Source organism: Paenibacillus taichungensis (assembly GCF_013359905.1).
Classification (GTDB): Bacteria; Bacillota; Bacilli; order Paenibacillales; family Paenibacillaceae; genus Paenibacillus; species Paenibacillus taichungensis.
Genome location: NZ_JABMCC010000121.1, coordinates 604,213 through 620,155 on the forward strand (window position 1 = coordinate 604,213; position 15,943 = coordinate 620,155).

Below are 15,943 nucleotides of genomic sequence, written 5' to 3' on the forward strand. Positions count from 1 at the left end.
ATTACCTTACTGGGTATAACTTACCTGACGGAGCATGTTTGAATATGTAAGCCTAGTACATGTTAATGTTCGGTTCGGCTGAATTATTGATCTATTTATTCATCAAATGTTTATAAGGCGAATAGTCAATTTGGTTTTTCTCCAGAAATTTCACCAGAAACTTATTATCCCGCTTCGGTGTGGCTATAATGTATCCTTTAATGCAATGATCTCTGGATACTTCAGGTGCATTATTTTCGTACGCAATTTTGCCGATTTCTGCTGCGATGGAATGTTTGGCGATATCTCGAAATGGGCCGGGAACAGGTTCTACAAGTTGGTCCAGAAAAGCTTTTGCTTCATCTGTCCATAAATGACGGCTGGTTTCAACCCAGTGGTTCTGCCAATCGAGTTTGGACTTCCCGTCTGCCTTCGGAAGCACTTTCAAAAACTTGCGCATCATAAAAAATCCGCCAACACACATACTTCCAAGCAAAAGAACGGTCCAGAATGCGATCGTGTTCATAAACCAATTGCTGGGGGAACTACTAGTCAACGTCCAAGCGTAGGAGCCGAAAATCATTGCGGAGTCACCTCGGTTTATTGATTTTCACGGAAAGACGGATTCCGCCCACCCATGTTCCAAATTACAGCTGTAAAAAATAGCCTATATCCCGAATTATAGCGCATTTCTAGATTTATTTCGATAATCGCGTTAGAATAAGGGATAATTCAGAAAAAGGGGGATTAATGATGCTTAAAATCGGCTCCCATGTGTCCTTTTCGGACAAGGGATTATTGAGTGCAACGAAGGAAGCGTCCTCGTACGGTTCCAGTTCGTTTATGATATATACGGGTGCACCGCAAAATACCCGCCGCAAGCCTATTGAGTCCATGTTTATTGAGGAAGGTAAGCTTGCGATGCAAGAGGGCGGAATGGAAGATATCGTTGTCCATGCGCCATACATTATTAACCTAGGATCATACAAAGAAAACACGTATGAGCTAGCCGTAAGTTTCCTTCAGGAAGAGATTCGTCGCACACATGCGATTGGTGTCAAAAATATCGTGCTGCATCCCGGCGCATTTACGGATAAGGATGCTCACTACGGCATCGGACGTATTGCTGAAGGCTTGAATGAAGTGCTGGACGGAGTGAAGGAGACGGATGTGAATATCGCTCTGGAAACGATGGCTGGTAAAGGAACTGAAATGGGCCGCAGTTTTGAAGAAATTGCTCAGATCATGGAGAAGGTCACACACAATGAACGCCTTACTGTGTGTATGGATACATGTCACATTCACGATGCGGGTTATGATATCGTGAACGACTTGGACGGTGTTCTTGAACAATTTGATCGTACGGTAGGGCTTGACCGCATTGCCGTAATGCATATTAATGATAGTAAGAACCCTGTGGGTGCGCACAAGGACCGTCATACACCGATTGGATCCGGCTGGATTGGTTTTGAGGCGATTAACCGTATCGTGCATCACGAGGCTCTTCAAGGGCGTCCGTTTATTTTGGAAACGCCTTGGATTGGTAAAGAAGCCAAAACTCAGCGTCCTATGTATGAAGCAGAGATTGCATTGCTTCGCGGGGATGTTGCTGGTCGATTTGGTCCTGAGTTCCTGACAGAAGTGGAACAATTGCATCATTTCTTCAAAGGAAAAGAGATTGAGTCCCGTTCATATGTTCTGGATATCTGGACGTTGCTCAAGAATGATGCCAAAGCGAAGAAAGCCGATCCACGTGAGCCGTTGGAACGTCTGTATGACCTCGTGGCTGAAGCCGCATTGTTCCCGCATTTGAATGAAGAACAACTGAATCATCGTTTGATCGCCTGGCTTGCAGGCAAAGAAATTTTTGTCACGGCCTAGTTGAAGGAGGAAAAATAACCCGATGGAGATTCACGCTAAACAAGTACGTCCTGATGTTAAAAACCGCGCCGATCGGGCGCGGATGCTCATTTCCTGTCCGGATGGACCGGGAATTGTTGCCGCAGTATCCCATTTCTTGCACCAGCATGGTGCAAACATTGTACAGTCGGACCAATACACAATGGACCCGGCTGGCGGCATGTTTTTTATGCGGATTGAGTTCGATCTTCCACAATTATCGTTGAACCTGCCTAAGCTGGAAGCTGATTTCGAAGAAGTGGCAAACCGTTTCAAAATGGATTGGAGTCTTTCTGCGGTTAGCCGCAAGAAGAAACTTGCTATCTTTGTATCCAAGGAGGATCACTGTCTGGTTGAGCTGTTGTGGCAATGGCAGGCTGGCGATCTGGATGCAGACATCGCGCTTGTTGTGAGCAATCATCTGGATATGAAGGATTATGTAGAATCATTTGGCATTCCTTATCATCATATTCCGGTTACAGCGGATACAAAGAAGGAAGCGGAACAACGTCAGTTGGACGTCATTGGCAATGATATCGACGTGATTATTCTTGCGCGCTACATGCAGATCATTTCTCCGATGTTCATTGAGCATTACCGCAATCGTATTATTAACATTCATCACTCGTTTCTGCCTGCCTTTGTTGGCGGTAAACCGTATGCCCAAGCGTACAACCGAGGTGTCAAAATTATCGGTGCGACGGCTCACTATGTTACGGAAGAGCTGGATGGCGGACCAATCATTGAACAGGACGTTCAGCGTGTAAGCCATGGGGATGATGTAACTGAGTTAAAACGCATTGGACGTACCATTGAGCGTGTAGTTCTTGCTCGTGCTGTGAAATGGCATGTTGAAGATCGTGTACTGGTTCATGAAAATAAAACCGTTGTGTTTTAAGCTAATGCTTTAATACTGCGCAAGGTTGATTCGGAAAGATATAGTTCAGTTCTATTCCGAAAAAAGAGAAGGCGATTCCCTATTCATGTCTGAACGGGGGGTCGCCTTTTTGGTCTTGCTTCTGGCTGTGCTTCCACAGATGACCGCACCCACCAACGACCACGCCAAATAACAGATGCCCTACCAGCCAGTAAAGTATCGCATTTATATCATATAGATCAGGCACACGGCTCGACAGCTGGGAGAGCGGGATATACAGCAGGGAAGAGAAAATGCCGATCAGGACTCCCTTTGCTATCGGATGACCTGCACGCTGGATCCACCATATGTAGAAGATACCAATGATTATGGAAACGATAAGATGCAGCCCAAATTCGATGTATTCAGGTAGTGTAGGCGGAAGCCATGGAACAAAATCAATGTTCAGCAGCAAGGTATAGACTTTTTCACCAGTGTAAGTCTGAATAGCCTTTAAAAAGAACCCGAGCACCAGTCCGGACGTAAGACCTGTTAAAATTCCGGCTTTCCAGGGTAATATGTGCTTTAGCGAATTTGGTGACTTAGCCAAATGTTCCGGCATATGCGAATCCTCCTTTCCATAAGAAGTACAGCCTAATGTGCACAAAAGTCCGATTTTTGCAATCATGATCAAGGACCATTATATGCAAAATCAACTTCGATATCTAAAAAGAGTATGGTTTTCCGCTTAAAGGTTATACTTCATCCGATGGATTTGCGATGCTGGCTGAGCTAGAGGATATGCTGAAATGCTCAGTAGGACACTCTTTTTACGCAACTGGAAGCAAATTCCTCGTCATAAACAGCCGAATTTTCCCGATCTTCTAAAAGAAGGTTATGGAAAACCTTCACGCCAAGTGATACAATACAAAAGTGAATAAGTCAAAATGAAACACTCAAGCGGATTCACTTATTGTGAAATTCGGTTTGCTTGTATGATGAGAGGGATTCGCTTGCGCAACCCGACTTATCTAAAGACATGAGGAGGACAAACCATGACTGACAAGAACGAAGCGATTCAAAAGGAAGAGAACAACACCATCGACAACCTGTCGATCACTACTGTACGTACACTGGCGATTGATGCAATCGAGAAGGCAAATTCCGGACACCCGGGAATGCCTATGGGCTCCGCTCCAATGGGGTACCAACTTTTTGCAAAAACGATGACACATAACCCGGACCACCCAACTTGGGTTAACCGGGACCGTTTTGTTCTGTCCGCAGGACATGGCTCCATGTTGCTGTACAGCTTGCTTCACCTGAGCGGGTATGACCTGCCTATGGAACAATTGAAACAGTTCCGCCAATGGGGAAGCAAAACGCCGGGTCACCCGGAATTCGGACATACTGCAGGCGTTGACGCAACAACTGGGCCACTGGGCCAAGGTATTGCAATGGCTGTAGGTATGGCTATGGCTGAAGCTCAACTGAGCGCAACATATAATAAAGACAAATTCAACGTAATCGACCACCACACTTACGCAATCTGTGGTGACGGTGACTTGATGGAAGGCGTATCCCATGAATCAGCTTCCCTGGCTGGACGTTTGCACCTGGGCAAATTGATCATGTTGTTCGACTCCAATGACATCACTTTGGATGGTAAATTGAACCTGTCTTCTTCTGAAAGCATTGCGAAGCGTTTTGAAGCTTACGGCTGGCAAGTGCTGCGTGTTGAAGATGGTAACGATCTGCCTGCAATCCAAAAAGCAATTGAGGAAGGTCAAGCAGATACGCTTCGTCCTACACTGATTGAAGTTAAAACTGTAATTGGTTACGGTAGCCCGAACAAACAAGGTAAAGGCGGCCACGGCGGTACTCACGGATCTCCACTGGGTTCAGACGAAGCCAAATTGACTAAAGAGTTTTACAAATGGGTTTACGAGGAAGATTTCCACGTTCCAACTGAAGTTCGCGAACACTTTGCACAAGTGAAAGATCGTGGTATCTCTGCAAACAAAGCATGGGACGAGAAGTTTGCTGAGTACAAAAAAGCATTCCCTGAGCTGGCAGCTCAATTCGAAACGGCAATCAATGGCGACCTTCCAGAAGGTTGGGATCGCGATCTGCCTAAATATGCAGCAACAGACAAAGCTGTATCCACTCGTGTAGCATCCGGTAATGCCCTGAACGGTTTGGCTCATAACGTGCCACAACTGACAGGTGGATCTGCTGACCTGGAAAGCTCCACAATGACTCACTTGAACAACCTGGAGAACTTCTCACCTGAAGATTACTCCGGTCGCAACATCTACTTCGGTATCCGTGAATTCGGTATGGCTGGAGCAATGAACGGTATGGCACTGCACAGTGGTGTGAAAGTATTCGGAGGTACATTCTTCGTATTTACAGACTACTTGCGTCCAGCTGTTCGTCTGGCTGCCTTGATGGGTCTGCCTGTAACATACGTACTGACTCACGACAGTATCGCTGTTGGTGAAGACGGTCCTACTCACGAACCAATCGAGCAATTGGCATCCCTGCGTATCATTCCTAACCTGACAGTTATTCGTCCGGCTGACGGTAATGAAACTTCTGCAGCATGGGCTTATGCGCTTGAGAACAAGAGCAACCCGGTTGCACTCGTACTCACTCGTCAAAACTTGCCGATTCTGGACGGTACCGTTGAAGGTTCCCGTGAAAACGTGAAACGTGGTGCGTATGTTGTCTCTGATGCAAAAGAAGGCAAAGCTGTTGCCCAAATCATCGCTACAGGTTCCGAAGTGCAACTGGCTGTCAAAGCCCAAGCAGCACTTGCTGAACAAGGCATCCAAGTTCGTGTAATCAGCATGCCGAGCTGGGATCTATTCGAGAAACAGGACAAAGCGTACAAAGAATCCGTCCTGCTTCCAGATGTTAAAGCTCGTCTGGCGATTGAAATGGCTCACCCAATGGGTTGGGAAAAATATGTCGGCGACCAAGGCGACATTCTCGGAATCAACACATTTGGTGCATCCGCGCCTGGCGACCGTGTTATCCAAGAGTATGGCTTCACTGTGGAAAACGTGGTTAGTCGCGTAAAAGCATTGCTGTAATTGCTTGAAAAATGCTGCAGGAGGGACAGTTAATTTCTGTCCTGCCGGGCAGCAATTGAATTCCGGCAGAGAATGGGTGGACAACCACCCTGATCTGTTTTGCCTTTTGTTTTTATTAACTTCAGGGGGAGCGGGTACGCATGTCACAGTTTGATCAAGTCAGTGTAGTGAAAGAGGCCAACATTTATTATGAGGGCCAGGTAACGAGCAGAACAGTTATTTTGGGGGATGGCAGCAAGGTGACTCTGGGTATTATGCTTCCAGGCAGTTATGAGTTCGGTACAGATTCCCGTGAAATTATGGAGATTCTGTCCGGCGATCTGAGAGTATTACTTCCCGGAGAAGAAGATTGGCAAGAGATTCAAGGTCAAGCTACGTTCCACGTGCCTGCCGAATCCAAATTTAAACTGGAGATACGCAGCGTTACCGACTACTGCTGTTCGTACCCGGCGGAATAATACAAGAAGGGTAACCAGAACCGCGACACGCGGATTCGGTTAACCCTTTTTGCTTCTTAAACTCTAACGACAAAGTTCGTGCTGCAAGCTTGTCAGCCCTGTGGATTTGAAGTATCCTTAGGCTAAGTTGTTTAGAATGGAAAACGGAAAAAAATACGCTACCGATATCAGGAGGTTTTATAGATCATGGCAAAAAAAGTGAAGTTTGACTACAGCACTGCCCTGCAATTCGTCAATCAGCATGAAGTGGACTATTTCGCTGAACCGATTCGTTTGGCTCACGAGCAGCTCCACAACGGAACGGGAACCGGATCGGATTATCTGGGCTGGATCGACCTGCCTACCGCTTATGACAAAGAAGAGTTCTCCCGTATTCAAAAAGCGGCTGCTAAAATCCAAAGCGATTCTGAAGTACTGATCGTTATCGGTATTGGTGGATCATACCTTGGTGCACGTGCAGCGATTGAGATGCTTACGCACTCATTCTACAACAATCTGCCTAAAGACAAACGCAAAACGCCTGAAATCTACTTTGCAGGAAACAACATTAGCTCCACGTATGTTACTCATTTGCTGGATCTGGTTGAAGGCAAAGACTTCTCCGTTAACGTGATCTCCAAATCCGGTACAACAACGGAGCCAGCGATTGCTTTCCGTATCTTCCGTGCAGCACTGGAGAAAAAATACGGTAAAGAAGAAGCTCGCAAACGTATCTATGCTACAACAGATAAAGAGCGCGGCGCACTGAAAAAACTGGCGAATGAAGAAGGTTATGAATCCTTCATTATCCCGGATGATGTAGGTGGACGCTACTCCGTTCTGACGGCTGTAGGTTTGCTGCCAATAGCAGCAGCTGGCATCAGCATCGAAGAAATGATGCAAGGTGCGGCTGACGCTTCCAAAGAATACAGCAACCCGAACGTAGCTGAGAACGAAGCTTATCAATATGCAGCTGTTCGTAACGCACTGTATCGCAAAGGTAAAGGAACAGAAATCCTCGTGAACTACGAGCCATCCTTGCACTTTGTATCCGAATGGTGGAAACAGCTTTACGGAGAGAGTGAAGGTAAGGACTACAAAGGGATTTATCCTGCATCCGTTGATTTCTCGACTGACTTGCACTCCATGGGTCAATTCATTCAAGAGGGTAGCCGGAACATCTTCGAAACAGTGATTCAGGTTGCTGAAGTATCGGAGCATATTTCGATCGAAGCGGATCCAGATGATCTGGATGGTCTGAATTTCCTTGAAGGTAAAACGATGGACTTTGTTAACAAAAAAGCGTTCCAAGGAACACTGCTTGCACACACAGATGGTCAAGTACCAAACTTGATTGTGAACATTCCAGATATGTCTCCATATTCTTTCGGATATCTGGTATACTTCTTTGAAAAAGCATGCGGCATTAGTGGTTACCTACTGGGAGTCAATCCATTTGACCAACCAGGCGTGGAAGCTTACAAGAAAAATATGTTCGCTTTGCTGGGCAAACCAGGCTTTGAAGAAGAGAAAGCAGCGCTTGAAGCGAGACTTTCCGAATAATTCATCGGTCTGCTCATATAGTTAAATAAGGTAATGTAATTACATTCGGGGAGTCATTGTGAAGCAATGGTTTCCCGGATGTTAAACCAAGGCAGTTCGTCCGCGTGCGCGCGGGGAACTGCTTTCTTGTAAAATGGATCAAATTGGTGGAAAGTTGGATAGGGATGATTGAACGTTATCGCACGGTTCGAGGACCGGGCAATCTGGAAATTGTAATCAAAAAGTCGCGATTTATCGGTCATATTATGCCGGTCACGACAGAAGAAGAAGCCAACGCTTTTATTGATGAAATCAAGAAAAAACATTGGAATGCTACTCATAACTGCTCCGCATACATGATTGGTGAGCGGGATGAGATCCAGAAGCAATCCGATGATGGTGAACCAAGCGGAACCGCTGGAAAACCGATTCTTGAAGTCATCAAAAATCAGCAATTGAAAAATGTGGCTATCGTTGTTACACGTTACTTTGGGGGAATTATGCTTGGAGCCGGTGGGTTAATTCGTGCTTATACGGATGGAGCAGTTGCAGCCATAGAAGCCGGGGAAGCGATTACCAAAGTACTCCATCGTGAAGTGTTTGTTGAACTGGATTATACATGGCTGGGCAAAGTGGAAAATGAATTAAGGAGCCGGGAAGTCCGTACAGGTGAAACTGGGTTCACCGATAAGGTTACGTTGACTTGTCTTCCGCCGGATAGTGAAACCGAGGCATTTGTGGCCTGGATCACAGATTTGACGCAAGGGCAATCCCGGATCACGGAGGGACAGCGGCTTTATTTTATTGAAGGGGAATAAAATATATGGCTAGAAGAGCAGTCGAACAGGAGTTGTCGAGGGAGCGGATACTGGAGGCGGCGAGGCATCTTTTTATTACCAAAGGATACCGTGCCATTTCGATGCGAAGCATCGGTCAGCATCTGGGCTATAGTCATGGGTCGCTGTATTATCATTTTAAGGAAAAGGCAGAGCTGTTTTATGCCATCGTGGTTGAAGATTTCAATCATCTGGGGCATTTGCTGCTGCAAGCCATGGTCAGGCCAGTCATGGGCGGCGTGAGCAAGGTGGAGCATATCATGATGGAGTTTATTCGTTTTGGTTTGGAGAATCCGTATCAGTACGAGATCATGTTCATGATTCGGGATGAGGAATTGCTATCGTATTGTCGTACGGAGCAAGGAAGATGCTTTGAATTGTTTGCCTCTATTATTCGGCAATACATGAATGAAGAGGGCTGTACGGAAGAGGATATTCAATGTGTACCACGTACGCTGTTTTTGTCCATGCACGGATTCATATCGTATTATATTCAGGACCGTTTAACCTTTGCAGAGATTGAATCGGCTGCGTTATCTCATGTGAAAGTACTCTGCCGTAATCTCCAACACCAGCCTGGCGTCCAATAAGGCGCTTTTGTCGCACTCCACACTTCAGGGCGGTGAATTGTCATAACATTAATTCTTTATAACGTTGTCTCGCGAAAGTTTTGGCGCGAAGAAGACCATGACAGGCGGGTTACATCCCTAAAAGAGGGTGGACCGCCTGTTTGTTTTTTATTTCCATTGATGGCGAATCATTAGAAATGAGGTGAAATGGAGCTAACCTTCCATGATTTTAAGGAAATATTCCCGCTGACGAGGACCATCAAATTCACAAAAATAGATGCCTTGCCATCTGCCAAGCAGTAATCTGCCCTCATGTATAATCACTGTTTGTGATGGTCCGGTTGTGATCGATTTCAAGTGAGAAGCCGTATTTCCTTCAGCATGCCGATATTCGGGATGTTTCCAAGGATACACTTCGTTCAGACGAAGCAGTACATCATGTTTGACATCAGGGTCTGCATTTTCATTAATTGCAATACCTGCTGTCGTATGTGGACAATAAATCAATACAGTCCCATTCTGCACACCGCTGTCACGGACAACCTGCTCTACTTCCCGCGTAATATCCTTCATCTCATCTCGTCGGGATGTCGATAAATTCTTCGTATATAACATATTACTCCACTCCTTTGCTCCACATTTTGTCCTCTAGATTGTACCTTAACCACAACATACCAAACAAATCTCGTATTACGATGTTATAACAATTACACGATAACGGAGAGGGCAGAAATAACCTGAAGAAGCGAAGCGTTCGCCTTTATCGACGGATTTCTCCCTTTAGAAAAGGGAATCAAAGAAATCTGGGGATAACAGCGATCGGAAGGTTGTTCTGACCGCGTAGTGGCGAGTGTAATTTTTATAAAATCCATCTCATAAGTACGCCGATTTTATTCAATAAAAGCATTGACGATTAGCACTGCAAACTGGTAAAGTATCAGATAAGCAAAAACCAAGTAGACTAATGGGAATAATATTAAAGTAATATAATCCAACTTAGGAAAATGATTGTACGAAAGCAGGAAGACTGCCGACCGGACATAGAACCGGAGGCTGGGAGGGAATGCAGCAATGAATACCGTTCTTCGTCACAAGGGATGGACTTGGGGATTCCGCAGTACCGTATTGTTATATTTTATCGTACTCATTGTACTTCCAATCATCGGTGTGTACGTCAATTCCTTCTCTGAAGGATGGAGCAACTTTATCCAAAGCATTATGGATCCAATTGCTTGGAAAGCTGTGCTGTTAACGATCCGGCTGGCTGTTATAGCTACGGTGATTAACGTCATTTTGGGAACCATGATTGCCTGGGTGCTGACACGTTATCGCTTTTTTGGGAGGTCGTTCCTTAACAGTCTGGTAGATCTTCCTTTTGCTCTTCCAACAGCTGTTGGTGGCCTGATGATTATGCTTCTCCTGGGTCCGATCAGTGCCATAGGCAAACTAGCGGAATCTATGGGGTTTGAAATTGTGTTTCACCAGCCTGCGATTGTGATCGCGATGACATTTGTAACGTTTCCTTTTGTCATCCGTGCGGTGCAGCCTTTGCTCGAGGAGATCGATCCCTCGGAGGAAGAGGCATCCTACACGATGGGAGCATCGAAGGCGCGCACATTCAGGCAGGTCATTCTTCCTTCCATGGCTCCGGGCATGATTAGTGGGGGAATGCTCGCATTCTCCAGAGCACTGGCCGAATTCGGGGCTGTTGTGCTGGTGGCAGGCAATATTCCGGGAAGAACATTGACGGCTTCCGTATTTATTTACGGCGAGATCGAAAGTGACAATCCAACCGGTGCCGCGGCCGTGTCCGTACTGCTCTTAACACTCTCCTTCCTGATCCTCTGGCTCATTAATCTGGTGCAGATGCGGGGGAGAAGACGATGAGGCGACTATTAATCGGACTGACGTTTGCGGTGTTCATTGTACTGCTGATCATCCCGCTTGGACGTATTTTTATTGGTGCATTTGAAGACGGGGCAGGAGGATTCCTGGATGGGCTGTTGCGCCCTGAGGCGCTGCATGCCTTGATGATGACAGGACTTGTTGTACTTGTCGTCACACTGTTAAATACATTGTTTGGCGTTATGATGGCCATCTATCTTGTTCGCGCCGGATGGCTGAGTGACCGGGTGAAAGGGCTGCTGAACAGCATTGTGGATCTGCCCTATGCCGTATCGCCAGTCATTGGTGGATTGATGATTGTACTACTGCTGGGTCCCAACAGCATTATGGGCGCTTTTTTTGAAGGAATCGGATTTAATGTGGTCTATGCCTTCCCGGGTATGGTCATTGCAACGTTGTTTGTCACTTTTCCACTGATGGTTCGAGAGGTGATGCCTGTCTTGCAGGAGCTTGGATCTCAGCAGGAAGAGGCTGCGTCAACGCTTGGTGCATACGGCTGGAGAACGTTCTGGAGTGTTACCTGGCCTTCCATCCGCTGGGCGGTTGTGTACGGTCTTGTGTTGACGGTTGCCCGCTCGCTTGGGGAATTCGGTGCAGTGCTGGTTGTTTCGGGTAACATTATGAACAAAACGCAGACGGCAACAACGCTTGTATATCAGGATGTAGAGAATTTTAACGTAGCTGCCGCAAATGGTGTGGCATTGGTACTGGTTACTTTTTCTGTCGGGCTGCTGCTTATGATGGAATGGGCCAAGAAGCGAAAGGAAGTGCATTGAGATGCATGTGGAAGTCCGTGATCTGAACAAACATTTCGGTGATTTTCATGCGGTAAAAGATGTCTCGTTCGATATTGCCAAAGGCCATCTTATCGGTTTGCTGGGACCCAGCGGAGGTGGGAAAACATCCATTCTGCGTATGCTGGCGGGTCTCGAGAATCCGGGTTCCGGAGAGATTCGTTTTCACGGAAAGGTCGTAAATCATCTGCCTCCGCAGGAGCGAGGAATCGGATTTGTATTTCAGAACTATGCTTTGTTCAAACATATGACGGTATTTGATAATATCGCCTTTGGACTCAAGGTCAAAAAGGCTCCCAAAGCCCAGATCCGTGATCGGGTCATGGAGCTGGTTGAATTGACAGGGCTGAAAGGTTTCGAACAGCGTTATCCACATCAATTGTCTGGTGGACAGCGGCAGCGTGTCGCTTTTGCCAGAGCATTGGCCCCTGAGCCGCAGCTGCTGCTGCTGGATGAACCGTTCGCCGCCATTGATGCCAAAATCCGTCAGGAATTGCGTTCATGGTTGAGAGAGCTGATTGAGCGGGTAGGCATCACTTCGATTTTTGTAACCCATGACCAGGATGAAGCGATTGAAGTTGCCGACGAAATCATGATTATCAGCCAAGGGCGCTTAGAGCAGAAGGGCACGCCATGGGATATTTACAAAAATCCAGAGACGCCTTTTGTTGCCACATTTATAGGGGAATCTACCGTTGTGGAAGACGCTTCACAGCTTAAGGGCTTCGAACATGCGGTGGAAGGAGAGCGCACACGTGCACTGATCCGGCCTGAGTATATCGAGATCGGTTTGAAAAACGAGTTTAGCATGCTGTCCGCTACTGAAAAAGGTATCGTCAAACACCTTCATTTCCGTGGAAGTGAATGGATGGTGGAAGTGGAAGTTGAAGGCCATAAACTCATTACGTATCGTTCCTTGGAGAAAACAACGCTGCAAGTCGGCCAACAGATTCGTGTGCTCGTGCATCGGGCATATCTGTTCAATGATACCCATAGCTGGGTTGTTGAGAACCGATTGAAGGAAGATCCAATGCCGGTCATCATCTAATCGAAGATCACTTGGTTCAAAATTAATTTTTTTAGAATTTTGGAGAGAGGTGCTGCCCATGCAGACGATGAAGAAGAAAATCAACCCTTTATACGTTGTCCTCATGCTTCTGCTCGTCTGCATGACCGTTGGATGTAGCAAGCAGGAGGATGCAAGCGGACAGAGCGGAACCTCGACAGACGACCAATCTAATACATTGGTTATCGGTGCTTACAGTGTAGCCAAAGACGCCGTCGGAGAGTTATTGCCCAAGTTCCAGGCGAAATGGCAAGCCAAGACTGGACAGACGGTTCACTTCCAAGAATCCTATGAAGCCTCAGGGACACAAGCCAGAGCCATTGTTGGTGGATTCGAAGCTGATGTTGCGCTTCTGGCGATGGAAAGTGATATCGATAAGCTGGTCAAAGCTGATCTGGTCAGCTCCAACTGGAAACAGGCGCCGAATGATGGCATGATCACCCGCTCGATCGTTGTTTTGGGTACAAGAGCAGGCAACCCGCTGGGTATTCGCGATTTTGAAGATTTGACTAAGCCGGGTGTTAAAGTGCTGTATCCTAATCCCAAGACGTCAGGCGGAGCACAGTGGGACATTAATGCCATCTATGGTGCAGGGTTGAAGTTATCTGAGGAGGAGCAAGGCAAGAAAGATCCTGCCGTGGCCAAAGCCTTTTTGGAAAAAGTGCATGAGAATGTCGAGTCATTGGATAAGAGTGGTCGGTCCTCCATGGCGGCTTTCGAATATGGCGTGGGTGACGTTATCGTCACGTATGAAAATGAATTGCTTGCCCGGATTGCCAAGGGTGTAAATTATGACATCGTGGTTCCCAAAAACACAATCCTGATTGAGAATCCGGCAGTTGTCGTAGACAAATATGCGGATAAGCATGGCAATCGTGAATTGGCGGAGGCTTTTGTAGCCTATCTAAGTACGCCGGAAGCACAGCTTATTTTTGCCAAGCACGGTTTCCGTTCGGTAGACCCGGATGTGTTTGCAGAGACGAAGTCCTCGTTCCCAACGCCTGAAGGTCTGTTCGATATTAACTATCTCGGCGGATGGGACAAAGTACGCAGTACACTGTATTCCAAACGAGGCGTATGGTACCAGGTGTTGGCCGGGTTGTAAACCCGTACGAGCATCATCCTGTTATTGAATTTCAGATGATTAATTGTTATTCAAACCTTCATTTCACGATACAACGTGAGCTGGAGGTTTTTTGCATTGCTAGACAATAATGTTATTTCATTTAAACCCGATAGGTTAAGTTGGAAAAAATCGTTGCAATTTGTCGAATCCTTGCCTATACTATCTAACAGAACGTTAAATTACAGCGAGGGGAAATATCATAATGAAATCGAAAAAAATGTGGCTGTCATTGATGCTGGTTCTGGTTGTAGCAATCATGAGTGCATGCGGAAGCAGCGGTGACGGAACAAGTTCTTCGTCTAATACCGCAGAAAATACAGCGACAACGGATGATGGGCAACCGAAAGACGGCGGAAGCATCATTATTGCTGTTCAGGATGATCCTAAAGTGATGAATCCAATCTATGCGGGTGACCGTGTAACGTTGACGATTGATCAATCTTTATATGCTCCACTGTTCAATGTGAATGATGGCAAAAAAACGTATGTGCTTGCAGACAGCGACAGCTTCTCTGATGATCACCTGACGTATACATTGAAGCTGAAAGACGGTCTGAAATGGCATGACGGACAGCCTCTGACAGCGGATGATATTGTGTTCACAATGGATAGCATCCTTGATGAGAAACAGCACAGTTCTTCCCGTAGTCAGTATGTTTTTGATGGCAAACCGGTTAAAGTAACTAAGGTCGATGACCTGACGGTGGAATTCAAATTGCCGGAAGTATCTGCTGCTTTTGAAGGAGCATTGGTTTCTTTCTCTCCAATCCCTAAACACATTTTCGAAGGCGAAGCCGATATTGAGAAAAGCGACAAAAACAACAACCCGATTGGTTCCGGTCCGTTCAAGTTCAAGGAATACCGTCCGGGCGAATACGTAACACTGGAACGTTTTGATGACTACTTTGCAGGCAAAGCTCATCTGGATAGCGTGACGTATCGTGTAGCGAAAGATCCAAACGCAGCGAACCTGGCTTTGCAAAACGGCGAGATTCAAATGCGTATGGTCGACACACAGGATTACAACAAATTGAACGACACAGGCAAATTCAACATGCTGACTTACCCGGAAGGCCGCTTGCAATACATGGTGTTCAACCTGAACGTGCCTTCGATGCAAAAGAAAGAAGTTCGTCAAGCCATCGCTTATGCTTTGGATAAAAATGAACTGATCACCGCCTCGTATTCCTCAGCTGATTTTGCTGAACCGGCTCCGTCGATTCTGACACCGGACACGCTGTACCAAACGGATGATGTTGAGAAATACGACTACAACGTGGAAAAAGCAAAACAATTGCTGGCTGATGCAGGCGTTAGCAACCTGAAATTGCGTCTTGCTTACACAAATACGAACAAACCACAAACAAGCCAAGCGCTGTACATTCAGCAAAAGCTGAAAGACGTGGGCATTGAAGTGGAATTGCTGCCGATGGATGGAACGGCTTATGGTAACCGTACATTGGACATGAACAATACAGACTTTGAATTGTCCTTTGGTGGATACATCATGGGTTATGAACCAGATGCTTATAAATCTCTCTTCCTGAGCGATGCGGCATATAACTACTCCCATTACAAAAATGCCGATTTCGACAAGCTGTGGAATGAAGCAGCCGTTCAAATTGACGAAACGAAACGTGGCGATTTGTACAAACAAATCCAACAAACTGTAGCAAACGAAATGACTGTATACCCTATCGCCTACACGAAAGCTGTAGTGGCGGTGGATAACACATACGGCGGCGTTGAAGATGCAAATCCGAAACCAGTCGTTATGCTTGAAGATCTGTCCAAAATCTTTAAAAAATAAGTTACAAGCCAATAACGCCGGCCGCG

15 protein-coding genes are annotated in these 15,943 nt (G+C 46.3%); 12 read left to right on the forward strand and 3 right to left on the reverse strand.

What is annotated here, in order from left to right:
* Positions 1-91: 91 nt before the first annotated feature.
* Positions 92-562 carry a DUF2621 domain-containing protein gene (locus HP548_RS30405; RefSeq protein WP_063564408.1) on the reverse strand — a complete coding sequence of 157 codons (471 nt, stop codon included), beginning with the start codon at positions 560-562 and terminating at the stop codon, positions 92-94.
* A gap of 170 nt (positions 563-732) precedes the next feature.
* Between HP548_RS30405 and HP548_RS30410 the strand changes: the two genes are divergently transcribed.
* Positions 733-1,860: a deoxyribonuclease IV gene (locus HP548_RS30410; RefSeq protein WP_163756535.1), complete on the forward strand. Its 1,128-nt coding sequence runs from the start codon at positions 733-735 to the stop codon at positions 1,858-1,860.
* Positions 1,861-1,882: 22 nt separating this feature from the next.
* Positions 1,883-2,776: a formyltetrahydrofolate deformylase gene (gene purU / locus HP548_RS30415; RefSeq protein ID WP_063564406.1), complete on the forward strand. Its 894-nt coding sequence runs from the start codon at positions 1,883-1,885 to the stop codon at positions 2,774-2,776.
* A gap of 79 nt (positions 2,777-2,855) precedes the next feature.
* On the opposite strand, the gene HP548_RS30420 is transcribed toward purU, so the two are convergent.
* A complete protein-coding gene (locus HP548_RS30420) occupies positions 2,856-3,356 on the reverse strand; it encodes a hypothetical protein (RefSeq protein WP_175383745.1) in 501 nt (166 codons plus the stop codon).
* Between the two features lie 433 nt (positions 3,357-3,789).
* Here HP548_RS30420 and tkt point away from each other — a divergent pair, with 433 nt between their 5' ends.
* From tkt to HP548_RS30445, 5 genes are all read left to right on the forward strand, one after another.
* Positions 3,790-5,832: a transketolase gene (tkt, locus tag HP548_RS30425; RefSeq protein ID WP_175383746.1), complete on the forward strand. Its 2,043-nt coding sequence runs from the start codon at positions 3,790-3,792 to the stop codon at positions 5,830-5,832.
* A 140-nt stretch (positions 5,833-5,972) separates the two neighbouring features.
* The gene (gene ppnP, locus HP548_RS30430) at positions 5,973-6,290 is read left to right on the forward strand and encodes a pyrimidine/purine nucleoside phosphorylase (protein ID WP_053781719.1); all 318 of its coding nucleotides are present in this window, start codon (positions 5,973-5,975) and stop codon (positions 6,288-6,290) included.
* A gap of 186 nt (positions 6,291-6,476) precedes the next feature.
* Positions 6,477-7,832 carry a glucose-6-phosphate isomerase gene (locus HP548_RS30435; protein WP_076291734.1) on the forward strand — a complete coding sequence of 452 codons (1,356 nt, stop codon included), beginning with the start codon at positions 6,477-6,479 and terminating at the stop codon, positions 7,830-7,832.
* Positions 7,833-7,996: 164 nt separating this feature from the next.
* Positions 7,997-8,629 carry a YigZ family protein gene (locus tag HP548_RS30440; protein WP_072734274.1) on the forward strand — a complete coding sequence of 211 codons (633 nt, stop codon included), beginning with the start codon at positions 7,997-7,999 and terminating at the stop codon, positions 8,627-8,629.
* Between the two features lie 5 nt (positions 8,630-8,634).
* On the forward strand, positions 8,635-9,237 hold the full coding sequence (locus HP548_RS30445; RefSeq protein WP_063564400.1) for a TetR/AcrR family transcriptional regulator: 603 nt from the start codon (positions 8,635-8,637) through the stop codon (positions 9,235-9,237).
* 192 nt (positions 9,238-9,429) lie between these two features.
* Here HP548_RS30445 and HP548_RS30450 read toward each other — a convergent pair whose 3' ends face one another.
* The gene (locus HP548_RS30450; protein WP_099855266.1) at positions 9,430-9,831 is read right to left on the reverse strand and encodes a secondary thiamine-phosphate synthase enzyme YjbQ; all 402 of its coding nucleotides are present in this window, start codon (positions 9,829-9,831) and stop codon (positions 9,430-9,432) included.
* Between the two features lie 456 nt (positions 9,832-10,287).
* Here HP548_RS30450 and cysT point away from each other — a divergent pair, with 456 nt between their 5' ends.
* From cysT to HP548_RS30475, 5 genes are all read left to right on the forward strand, one after another.
* Entirely contained in the window at positions 10,288-11,103 is an 816-nt protein-coding gene (cysT, locus tag HP548_RS30455; RefSeq protein ID WP_063564398.1) for a sulfate ABC transporter permease subunit CysT, read from the forward strand.
* Positions 11,100-11,897: a sulfate ABC transporter permease subunit gene (locus HP548_RS30460; protein ID WP_064639962.1), complete on the forward strand. Its 798-nt coding sequence runs from the start codon at positions 11,100-11,102 to the stop codon at positions 11,895-11,897. Before cysT ends, HP548_RS30460 begins: the two co-directional genes overlap by 4 nt.
* Position 11,898: 1 nt before the next feature.
* Positions 11,899-12,963 (forward strand): sulfate/molybdate ABC transporter ATP-binding protein, encoded by a 1,065-nt coding sequence (locus tag HP548_RS30465; RefSeq protein ID WP_076291736.1) that lies wholly within the window; start codon positions 11,899-11,901, stop codon positions 12,961-12,963.
* Positions 12,964-13,021: 58 nt separating this feature from the next.
* Positions 13,022-14,086: a sulfate ABC transporter substrate-binding protein gene (locus tag HP548_RS30470; RefSeq protein ID WP_175383747.1), complete on the forward strand. Its 1,065-nt coding sequence runs from the start codon at positions 13,022-13,024 to the stop codon at positions 14,084-14,086.
* A gap of 223 nt (positions 14,087-14,309) precedes the next feature.
* Positions 14,310-15,917 carry an ABC transporter substrate-binding protein gene (locus HP548_RS30475; protein ID WP_175383748.1) on the forward strand — a complete coding sequence of 536 codons (1,608 nt, stop codon included), beginning with the start codon at positions 14,310-14,312 and terminating at the stop codon, positions 15,915-15,917.
* Positions 15,918-15,943: the final 26 nt, after the last annotated feature.